Source organism: Ruegeria sp. SCP10 (assembly GCF_040329495.1).
In the GTDB taxonomy this organism is placed as follows: Bacteria; Pseudomonadota; Alphaproteobacteria; order Rhodobacterales; family Rhodobacteraceae; genus Ruegeria.
Map to the genome: position 1 here is coordinate 192,398 of NZ_JBDZYF010000006.1, position 10,787 is coordinate 203,184.

Sequence of the window (10,787 nt, forward strand, 5' to 3'; positions counted from 1 at the left end):
GCATATGAGGACACACCGGTCAGGCTGCAATCTTCCGGTTAAGTTACGATTTGAGAGGCACCATGACACGCAAGGTCACCAAAGCGATTTTTCCCGTTGCCGGGCTGGGCACACGATTCCTGCCTGCTACGAAATCTGTTCCCAAGGAAATCATGACCTTGGTTGACCGGCCTTTGGTGCAATATGCCATCGACGAGGCGCGCGCTGCCGGAATCAAGGAGTTCATCTTTGTCACCTCGCGCGGGAAATCTGCGCTTGAGGATTATTTCGATCACAACCTGGTTCTGGAACAAGAGCTGAAGAACAAAGGTAAAGATGAACTTTTGGAAACGCTGAACGCGACCAATATGGAAAGCGGTGCCATTGCCTATATCCGTCAGCACAAGGCGCTGGGACTGGGGCACGCTGTCTGGTGTGCGCGTCGTCTGATTGGAGACGAGCCCTTTGCGGTGATGTTGCCAGACGACGTGATTGCAGCCGATAAACCCTGCCTGCAGCAGATGATCGAAGCTTATGAGGAAACTGGCGGTAACATGGTTGCCGCGATGGAAGTTCCGCAGGAAAAAACAAGTTCCTATGGTGTGCTGGACGTGGGTGACAACGTGGGCACCGTGGTGCGCACGCGCGGTATGGTGGAAAAGCCCAAAGCGGATGAGGCGCCCTCGAACCTTGCCGTTATTGGACGCTATGTTTTGGGTCCGTCGGTGCTTTATAATCTGAACTCGATGAAATCCGGCAGCGGTGGCGAAATTCAGCTGACCGACGCGATCGCAGAAGACATTCGGAACGGTGTTCCGGTATTTGGTTACAAATTTGATGGTCAGCGCTTTGACTGCGGCTCAAAAGCCGGGTTCCTGCAAGCTACTGTGGCCTTTGCACTGGCGCGTGACGATTTGCGCGGCGATCTGAGCCAGTATCTGAATGACATCGTTGCCACGGGAAAAGCGGCTCAGTAGGCGCTGGCCCTTCCCCTTAACGGCGAATAGGGCGATACATTCAGATAGCTGAAGCTCAAAGGCATGCGCATCATGAATACCGTCTACCCCGTCATTCTCTGCGGAGGGTCAGGAACCCGTTTGTGGCCCCTGTCCCGCAAAAGCTATCCTAAGCAGTTTGTGCCGTTAGTGGGTGAGACCAGTCTGCTACAGGATTGCGCGGTGCGGCTTTGTGGACCGAAGGCTGCACCTTATGCCAAGCCCTTGATTCTAACCAATGAAGCCTTCCGATTCGTGGTGCCTGAACAGTTGATGGGCGTTGGTGTTGATCCTGGCCCGATCTTTATCGAACCCGAAGGGCGCAACACTGCGCCTGCCGTTCTGGCCGCCGCCCTGCAGCTGTCGGACAGTGACCCCGAGGCCATCATGCTGGTGGCCCCGTCTGATCATGTGGTTCCCGACAAAACCGCCTTTCACGCCGCCGTTGCACGCGGGATCGAAGCAATTTCGGCACGCAGTGATCTGGTTACATTTGGTATCACGCCCGACCGACCTGAAACCGGGTATGGCTATTTGAAACTCAGCCAGATGCCAGACGCCTCTGGTGCGGCTATTCCCTTGGACCGGTTTGTCGAAAAACCCGATCTGGACCGCGCTGAGGCGATGCTGGCGGATGGCAGCTATCTGTGGAATTCGGGCATTTTCCTGTTTGCCGTGCGAGACATCATCGGGGCCTTCGAACAGCACGCGGCCGATTTGGTCGAACCGGTCCGGCAAGCGGTGGAGCTGGCCCAAAGCGATCTGGGTTTTTTGCGCCTGGATGCCAGCGCCTGGGCCAAGGTTGATGACATCTCGATTGACTATGCGGTGATGGAAAAGGCGGCAAACCTGAGTGTTGTCCCTTATGCCGATGGCTGGTCCGATGTGGGCAGCTGGACCGCCGTGCATGAGCTGAGCACACCAGACGCGAGCGGTGTGGCCACGACCGGAGAGGTTACAACCATCGATTGCCAGAACGTTCTGATCCGTTCGGAATCCCCGGCGCAACAGGTTGTTGCCATGGGTTTGGAAAATGTCATCACGGTCGCCATGCCCGATGCGGTTCTGGTGGCAAGCATGGACCGGGCGCAGGATGTCAAACAGGCGGTGAGTGCGCTGAAAGCCAAAGGTGCGCGGCAAGCGGAATCTTTGCCTGTCGACCACCGTCCTTGGGGGTGGTTCGAAAGCCTGGTGATTGATGATCGGTTTCAGGTCAAGCGCATCCATGTAAACCCTGGTGCAGCGCTGAGCCTGCAGTCCCACCACCATCGCTCGGAACACTGGATCGTGGTCAAGGGCACGGCCAAGGTCACGATTGATGATGAGGTTCAGCTCGTCTCGGAAAACCAGTCGGTTTATATCCCGCTGGGTGCGGTTCACCGGATGGAGAATCCGGGCAAAGTGCCCATGGTTCTGATCGAGGTGCAGACCGGCAGCTATCTGGGTGAAGATGACATCGTCCGGTACGAAGATATCTACGCGCGCAATTGAAAATAGCCCGTCGCGCGGGGCGGAGAATCACGCCCGCAGCAGCTGTTTCGTGAACGTGCTGCGCCATATCGTACTATTGTCTACATTTTGGAAACAAATACCTAATATTGGGTAACTCGGGCGATCTGCCCGGTCAGACAGGATTCATGCGCATCGCGGCAGGGTGGCGCGCAACAGAAATGTCTGACCGACAGCCACAGGAGGACGCGCCCCGTGTCACAGAACTCACCCCGATTGAACCTTCCTTTCCTGCAACCCTCTCAGGCGCAGAAACACGTTACCCACAACGAGGCACTGCGCCGTCTGGATCTTGTGGTGCAACTGACTGTCGCCTCGACCGATGCAGCTACGCCACCCGCTGTGCCGGAACAGGGTGAGATACACGCCTTGGGCGCAACCCCAACAGGCGATTGGGCAGGTCACGGCGGAGAGTTGGCAGCCTGGCTGGACAACAGCTGGCATTTCGTCTCGCCAGATACGGGTTGGCGCGCCTGGGATTTGGCGGCTGACTTGCAGAAGGTCTGGGATGGTGGAGCTTGGATCACCCCTCCGATCCTAACGCAGGATCTGGATGGGGTTGGTGTGGGCACCAGCTCAGATGCTACCAATCGCCTGTCTGTGCGCAGTCCGGCCACATTGCTGAGCCACGATGGTGGTGGTCATCAGTTGAAAATCAACAAATCCAGCGCCTCAGACACTGCATCGCTGTTGTTTCAGTCCAACTGGACCGGCCATGCCGAGATGGGATTGAACGGCAGCACCGGTTTTTCGATCAAAGTATCCCCGGATGGCGGCAGTTGGACGGATGCGCTGAGCATTGACCCCGCCACCGGCACTGCCACAGGCGCGGCGGTCCAGACCAGTGCGGAAGACACAACCGCCGGACGCCTGATGCGCGCCGATTATGGCTATGGTCCGGGCAATTTGCTGGGAACTGTTTCCGAGGTTTCGGGTACCCCCACAGGGGCCGTGATCGAACGGGGCAGCACTGCAAATGGCGACTACATCCGCTTTGCCGATGGCACGCAAATCTGTACCGCCGCCTTACCCGCAACGGATTGCACAAATGCCGAAGGTGCGCTGTTTTCAAGCGCCTTTGCCACCTGGGCCTTTCCTGCCACATTCGCTGATACCCCAGCCCTCAGCGGTAGCGGCGGGGCCACAGCGCGCTTTGTCGGGTTTGATGCGCCGTCCACATCTCAGGTCAGCTATAAGGTGCTATCGGCCGCCTCTGACGCTTCGACACTATCACCGACGGTTACCGCCATAGGCCGCTGGTTCTGATTGAAGTAGCTGGCGCGCAGGCCAGATAAGCAAGCGCAAACGCCAGTGTATTGGCCCGTCAAAGATCAATCGGACAAGGCACCGCTGCCGGGCTGCGCCTTGTCCGGTAGCCGTGGCAGATCGATTCGCGGCGTGCCTGCAATGTCCGCCAGATTGCGATAATACACGCAGAGATTTGGGTTTGTTTCGCGTGCTTCCCAAGAGATGCAGCGTAAGCGGTTGGTGCGAAACGATGGCGCGCGCTGCTTGAAACCATGAATTCACGCTTCTGATCCAACAGGAATTCGGCCAGATTGGCCCCACTCTTTCCATGTTTCCGCTCATCAGCGCGGTCTATTGGATGTGGCCTACGAGGGCGCATCGTCTGATTCCGTCTCAAAAATCAGCAAGAAACTGTGTAATGCAGGGACAGGCCTGAGTCAGGCATTGAATCCCTTCGCAGTTTCTTTGATTGTATGCGCGCCGCAGGCGGTAATTGGTGAGAAGGATTTTTTAGAATGCGTATTGCGATGATCGGCACTGGCTATGTGGGCCTGGTGTCGGGCGTGTGTTTTTCGGATTTTGGCCATGACGTGATCTGCGTGGACAAGGCCGAAGCAAAGATCGACATGTTAAAGGCTGGCGACGTTCCGATTTATGAGCCGGGCCTTGATGTGCTGATGGCCAAGAACGTGGCCGCTGGACGGCTAAGCTTTACCACCGATCTGGTGGCCGCCGTAGACGGTGCGGATGCCGTGTTCATCGCGGTGGGTACGCCGACGCGGCGCGGCGATGGTCATGCGGATCTGACTTACGTGATGGCCGCAGCGGAAGAGATCGCTCAGGCGGTGACCGGTTATACCGTCGTTGTCACCAAATCGACCGTGCCCGTAGGCACAAACCGCAAGGTGCATTCGGTTGTTTCCGCAGCCAATCCCGATGCGGATTTCGATGTCGCCTCGAACCCGGAATTTCTGCGAGAAGGTGCCGCAATTGACGATTTCATGCGCCCTGACCGCGTCGTGGTCGGCGTTGAAAGTGACCGGGCGGCTGAGGTCATGGCCGAAATCTACCGTCCCTTGTATCTGCGTGACTTCCCGATCCTGACCACTGATTTGGAAAGCGCCGAGATGATCAAATACGCAGCCAACGCCTTTTTGGCGACCAAGATCACTTTCATCAACGAAATCGCAGGATTGTGCGAACGGGTCGGCGGCGATGTGAAAGAGGTGGCGCGTGGCATTGGTCTGGACGGTCGTATCGGTAACAAATTTCTGCATGCTGGTCCGGGCTACGGCGGGTCGTGCTTTCCCAAAGATACCGCCGCGCTGGCGCGGATTGGGCAAGAGCACGCGTATCCGATGCAGATCACCGAAACCGTCATTCGCGTGAATGACGAGATCAAAAAGCGCATGATCGAGAAAATCCGCGAAGCCTGTAGCGACAGTTTCAACGGTAAAACCGTTGCGATGCTGGGTGTGACGTTCAAGCCCAACACCGATGACATGCGGGATGCTCCGTCGCTGACCATCGTCCCTGCCCTGATCGGCGGTGGGGCCAAAGTGCGTGTGGTGGACCCTCAGGGTAAATCCGAAGGTGAGGCGCTGTTGCCCGGCGTTGAATGGTCTGATGATCCCTATGCCGCAGCAAAAGACGCCGATGTGGTCGTACTGCTGACGGAATGGAATGAATTCCGGGCGCTGAATCTAACGGGTCTGGCAGAAGCGATGAACACACCCCGCATGGTCGATCTGCGCAATATCTATACCGAAAGCAAAGCGCTGAAATCCGGTTTTGAGACCTATGTTGGTGTCGGGCGCTAAACGCCTGACCCTTCAAGCTTACATCTTGGTATAAAGCGGAACAGCGCTATCCGCCCCTTCGGCCAACGCTTTGCTTTGGTCCAACCGCACTTGTTCATACAGCGCCAGAGCTTCGGGTGAGAACAGCGCGTCCGGGGCCTGGACGGGTACGAAGTTGCTGTGCGCATCCGATCCCCGCGCCAACATGGCATAATCACGATCTGCCACCAGTTGCTGTGCCCCGGGGCTGAGATAGCGGATCGCCAACCCGATCCGCCGATCATTTGATGCGTTTGGGCCAGAGCCATGGATTGTCAGACCGTGATGCAGTGACATCTGGCCGGGTTTCAGTTCGATATGTGTTTTATCGTCCTCAGAAACGTCGACGGCCACCTCCTGACCGCGCGACAACAGGTTTGTCTCGGAATAGGTGTCGGTATGCGGCAGGATCGGGTTCTTGTGGCTTCCACGTACAAAATCCATGCATCCGCTTTGAACCGTGGCCGGTGACAGCGCGATCCAGGCTGTCACCTGATCAGGCGTCTCGCCCATGCCCCAATAGGTCAGATCCTGATGCATCCCAACCGTTTGCTTGGTCTGTGGCTCCTTGATAAAAAACTCGGCGGACCAGATCATGATATCTGGGCCCAGAACACCTTCGACCGTGTCCAGAATACGCTTGTCTTGAGCGATTCGGGCTGCCAGTGGGATCACCAGATGGGCGTTGACCCGCTTATAGGTGTTCAGCGGCAATGGCAGGTCTGCCGCCAGCCAGTCTTTTTCGACTTGTTCCAGTTCGGCGCGGAACTCCGCAGCTTCGTCTTCGGAAAAGACAGAAAGAGGGAACAGAAAACCATCCTGCCAATATCGGTCAGACTGTTCTTGGGTCAGTTCATGCGCGCTTGACATCTAGGCACCTGTCGCTGTGTTTCGAAAGAAGCCACGCTGGGGCATGGCCCGAAACAGTGCTTCTTGACTGTAAGGCTAAGTTTGGTTCGGCCCTTATGCCTAGCGCTTCAGCGACATTATGTTGCCTGTAACAACCACGTGCTTAGAACCGAAACTGTCTTTGCCACGGCGCGCAGTGGCCGCTTTCCGGCAGGAGTGGCTGTTGGATCACAGAGCCGCTGTCCAGACGCGATACCGCCCCTGCCCTGTCACTTCGCGCAGCAAGCCCCGACGGCTGAACCGGTCGATATTGCGTTGTACTGTAGCACGCGACGCTTTTGTTAGTTCCTCGGCCAACGGGGCCGAAACCATAGGCCATGCAGTCAGGACATCAATCAGCAGAGGCGGGGTGCGACCTGATAAACCTTCTGTTGCTTCGCGGGCCCGCACCTCCCATGCATTGACCCGATCAAGATGCAGCAATGCGGCCAGGGCCGCCTGCCCCGCCCCGGTGATCCATGCCGCGAGTTTCTCTTCAGGTTCGCCCATCCCGCGCAGCGCGCCGGGCCCTGATAAAGCCAGTGGCATGAACATGGCCCCGCCACGACCCATTGAGGCCGCATGCCGTGCGGCGATAATCGCAGCTTCGGTATCCTGTCCGATCCCGTCCGAGACGGCGCGCCAGGCGTGAAAGGCAATCGCGGCCTGTGTCACCGGATGCAAGCCTTCCACATTGCCCATGACCTCGGCCAAATCGGCCACGGCCTCGGGTACCTCTTCGATCCCCTGCGCCATTCGGTCCAGAAATGCGCCTAACCCGGCCTGCCATCCACCAACCGACGGACCCGCGCCCGAGGTCAGGCGGCGCACGGCCCACCCCGCCCGGTACAGGGCTTGTGCGTCATCGCTGGTTGCCCCAATGCGCAAGCCTGTCCACAGGGCCAGTCGGTCCACCCCGATCCGGTCGCCCGTCCACCAGCCCAGATCCGAGACGTCCATCAATGCCAGACGGTGGGTCCACCCATCGGGTCCCGCCCGCAAGCGTTCATCTAGCGCGCCAAAGGTTAGGGCCAGATCGGCCAGCTCGGCGGAGAGTGCGGCCTGCGCGGCTCGCCAATCGCGCGGGTCGAACAAAACCCGATTGTCCTGCCGGGGGCCGGGAGGCAAAAAATCCTCAGCTGCGTCCTCGTCCTCAGGAGGGAGAAACCAAAGGTCATCTTCTTCAGATGGGTCAGAGTCATAGATGCTTGGTGGTGTGGCCTCTTCGGCCTCATCCTCGGGCAGCGGTATGACAGACTTGGACTTCATGCCCACATTCTTTGGGCATTTCGGGCGGTTCACAAGTGGATTTTTCTAACCCGTAAATGTCTGGGACAGAGCGTCCAGTTTACCGCTCAGATCGGTTTGTGGATTGCTGCCCAAAAGCATGTAGCCATACCCATCCTGAGCCCATGTTATTGTGGCCAAACCGCTCAGCACCGCCAATTTGGCTGGTTTGTTCGGGGCGTCAGGTCCTTGACGGATCACGCAAAAGGCCAAGGGTTGCCCTTGTTCATCTGCAAACACGATTTGGATCAGCGGCTTGCCTTTGAACGACAACACCTGCGCCCGCCTCAGCTCAAGCCCCGGCAACGCCTCCAACGCATCTCGGTTCAAAGAACGGCCCAGCTGTTCTTCGGCCATCGCAAACTGCTTGTCCAATGTTTCGGTCGATGCATCCAGTGGAGCGATTGTGTCTGGCACATACAGTGACTGATAAATCGCGGCTTGTTGCGCCCAGCCCAAAGGTGCAGGTCTCATGGTCCACCAGGTCGCAGACGCGGCGATAACCGCAACACTGGCCGCTACAGCGGCGAGCCGCATCAAACCCATGCCAGCAGGCCCGGAGGTTTGAGCGGCAGGTTCAGGAAGAACAACTTCGGGCGCTTGCGCGGGAATAGCTTCGAAAACCCCCTGCACCATACTGGCAAACGGATCCAGCGCCATCAGACGCTGTTCAAGCTCTGGGTCCGCCTCGACCGCCTGCTCGATCTGACGGGCCTCGGCCTCTTCCAAATTGCCTTCCAGATACGCCAGAAGCGTCTCGTCGGAAAACGTCATTTGCCACTCCGTTGTGCGGCGTTTGCCGCATCTTGCTGCATTACGGTTTTCAGTTTTTGCCGGGCGCTGGACAGCCGGCTCATGATTGTGCCGATGGGAACCTCCAGCAACGCGGCGGCCTCGCGGTAGCTGTAGCCTTCGACAAACACCAGCATGACCGTTTCCCGCTGCGCTTCTGGCAGCTGCATCACTTGGGTAAACACTTCAGTGGCGAAAATATTCGTTTCTGAATCCGGGCCTGTTGCTACCAGCTCGGATTCGGGCGTTACCGACAGTGCCTGTGCCCTGCGCACGGCGCGGGATCTGACCTCGTTCAACCAGATTGATCGGCAGATTGTCATCAGCCACGAATCCAGCCGATCATGCGATGTCACCTGATGATGACGCTCAAGCGCGCGCAGGCATGTAGCTTGAACCAGATCATCGGCTACGTCCGACGCACCAGACAGCGCCAAAGCAAAACGCCAGACGCGTTTAGAATGCGTCTGCACTGCGGTTCTGACCGCCTGTTCAGAGCTTGTTTCACCCGCCATCGAATAAAATACGACCTGTGTGTGTTTCATGTTCACGGACCGGGCCCGCGCGCTCAGGACTGGCATAACCCGAGGAGGAATGAAATGAAACATCTGATACACGCGGTCACAATCGCGTCGGCAATTATTGCAGGCCCTGCCCTGGCCGAAGGCTGGACCTTGGTGCCGGACGGCTCGCACCTCGCCTATGGCAGCATCAAGAAAGACACAGTGGGTGAGGTCAACAGCTTCACATCCCTGAGCGGAACGGTCAGCCCAGACGGCCAGGCAATGATTGAAATTGATCTGTCCTCGATCGAGACCAATATCGATATCCGCAATGAACGCATGATCGAGTACGTCTTCCGCAAAGCAGGCACCGCGACGTTGACGGCCGAGATCGACATGAGCGAATTGAGCGCGCTTGAGGTCGGGCAAACCACAACGGTCGATAGCGAAGCGGTGCTTTCACTGGCCGGTGCAGATGTAGAATTTGACGCTGAATTGTTCGTGGTGCGCCTGTCGGAAAATTCGGTCTTGGTTACGACCAATGATATGGTCTTTATCAGCACCGAAGATGCTGGTGTGAATGCCGGGGTCGACAAGCTGATGGAACTGGCCGAGCTGCCAGGTATCACCCGCACCGTTCCTGTGACTGCGCGGCTTATGTTCGAACTGAACGGCGAACAGGCCAGTGCAGAACCCGCGACCACAACCGAGGTTGCGGCGGTGACCGTCCCGGGGGATGCAAGGGCTGGCAAGAAAGTCTTTCGCAAATGCAGCGCCTGCCACAAGTTGAAAGAAGGGCGCAACGGTGTTGGTCCGACATTGTTTGGTATTCTGGGGGCGCAGGCAGGACAGGTTGAAGGGTTCAAATATTCGGCGGCACTTAACGACTCTGGTATCACATGGGACGCCCAAACGCTGTCTGGGTTTCTTGCCGATCCACGCGGCTCGGTTCCAGGCAACAAGATGCAATTCCCGGGCCTGAAGAAGGACGAAGACATCGTGAACCTGCTGGCCTATTTGCAGGAAGAAGCACAGGGCTAAATGCTCTCTGGCCAACCATTATTCGGTTGGCTTAACTTTGCTGACGAGCCTGCGAAATGTGCGGGTCGAAGGGGGAACCAAACCCGTGCTGGGCCTCAGGCTGAACGACTAAATCAATCATAATAGTTGTTTTGCAACAGTATATTGCGCGTTGCTTCGGTTCGTCGTGGATTGTGATGGGGATTGGCTTTCCTGAGGACGCATCGCCTCATATTGTCATAATTTAGTCAACTTTCAGGCCCACTCATTTGCATTGATATCGTTAATCGAAAGCAACCGGTGCGTGCGTGCAACATCCTGTATGCGCGTGTTCGTGCTCTGGTTGTTGCAAATGGACCATTTAGGGTTCAGAAGTTAACTATTGGCAAACAAAATTCACATCGATTTTCTCAAGGGTCACTACGGAATGTCAGCAAGCGCACATAATCAGATCGCCAACTATTTGGTTTATGGTGAAGACAGTCGGCCTCGAAAGTGGGATTCTAACGTAATCACAGTCAACTATTCGGGTGTTGACCCTAATGTGCACTGGATGGTCCGGTTGGCACTAGATACTTGGGAATCTGTTACAGGCATTGAGTTTCAGTGGAGTAATAGTGAGCCTCCCCAACTGAGCTGTTCCACCGCTATGTTTAGGAAACGGAGGACCACGAATGGCAAACAAGCGACCGAAGCCCGAAGAGATTGTCTCGAAGTTACGGCAGGTT

Annotated in this window: 9 protein-coding genes; 5 read left to right on the top strand and 4 right to left on the bottom strand. The window is 57.0% G+C overall.

Translation table 11 applies throughout. The features are described from left to right. The first annotated feature begins 62 nt into the window (after positions 1 to 62). From galU to ABLN87_RS14595, 4 genes are all read left to right on the top strand, one after another. Positions 63 to 956, top strand: a complete 894-nt coding sequence (gene galU, locus ABLN87_RS14580; RefSeq protein ID WP_353011362.1) for a UTP--glucose-1-phosphate uridylyltransferase GalU — start codon at positions 63 to 65, stop codon at positions 954 to 956. 72 nt (positions 957 to 1,028) lie between these two features. After that, complete coding sequence (locus ABLN87_RS14585) at positions 1,029 to 2,465, top strand: mannose-1-phosphate guanylyltransferase/mannose-6-phosphate isomerase (protein WP_353011364.1); 1,437 nt, start codon at positions 1,029 to 1,031, stop codon at positions 2,463 to 2,465. Between the two features lie 213 nt (positions 2,466 to 2,678). Then, entirely contained in the window at positions 2,679 to 3,749 is a 1,071-nt protein-coding gene (locus ABLN87_RS14590; RefSeq protein WP_353011366.1) for a DUF2793 domain-containing protein, read from the top strand. Between the two features lie 497 nt (positions 3,750 to 4,246). Continuing rightward, positions 4,247 to 5,551, top strand: coding sequence for a UDP-glucose dehydrogenase family protein (locus ABLN87_RS14595; RefSeq protein WP_353011368.1), 1,305 nt, complete (start codon positions 4,247 to 4,249; stop codon positions 5,549 to 5,551). Positions 5,552 to 5,569: 18 nt separating this feature from the next. On the opposite strand, the gene ABLN87_RS14600 is transcribed toward ABLN87_RS14595, so the two are convergent. From ABLN87_RS14600 to ABLN87_RS14615, 4 genes are all read right to left on the bottom strand, one after another. Beyond that, on the bottom strand, positions 5,570 to 6,439 hold the full coding sequence (locus tag ABLN87_RS14600) for a phytanoyl-CoA dioxygenase family protein (protein ID WP_353011370.1): 870 nt from the start codon (positions 6,437 to 6,439) through the stop codon (positions 5,570 to 5,572). 207 nt (positions 6,440 to 6,646) lie between these two features. Further along, a complete protein-coding gene (locus ABLN87_RS14605) occupies positions 6,647 to 7,726 on the bottom strand; it encodes a helix-turn-helix domain-containing protein (protein WP_353011372.1) in 1,080 nt (359 codons plus the stop codon). Positions 7,727 to 7,771: 45 nt separating this feature from the next. Continuing rightward, positions 7,772 to 8,518, bottom strand: coding sequence for a hypothetical protein (locus ABLN87_RS14610; RefSeq protein ID WP_353011374.1), 747 nt, complete (start codon positions 8,516 to 8,518; stop codon positions 7,772 to 7,774). Beyond that, positions 8,515 to 9,081, bottom strand: coding sequence for an RNA polymerase sigma factor (locus ABLN87_RS14615; RefSeq protein ID WP_353011376.1), 567 nt, complete (start codon positions 9,079 to 9,081; stop codon positions 8,515 to 8,517). Before ABLN87_RS14615 ends, ABLN87_RS14610 begins: the two co-directional genes overlap by 4 nt. A gap of 54 nt (positions 9,082 to 9,135) precedes the next feature. Here ABLN87_RS14615 and ABLN87_RS14620 point away from each other — a divergent pair, with 54 nt between their 5' ends. Continuing rightward, entirely contained in the window at positions 9,136 to 10,080 is a 945-nt protein-coding gene (locus ABLN87_RS14620) for a cytochrome c family protein (RefSeq protein ID WP_353011378.1), read from the top strand. Positions 10,081 to 10,787 lie beyond the last annotated feature (707 nt).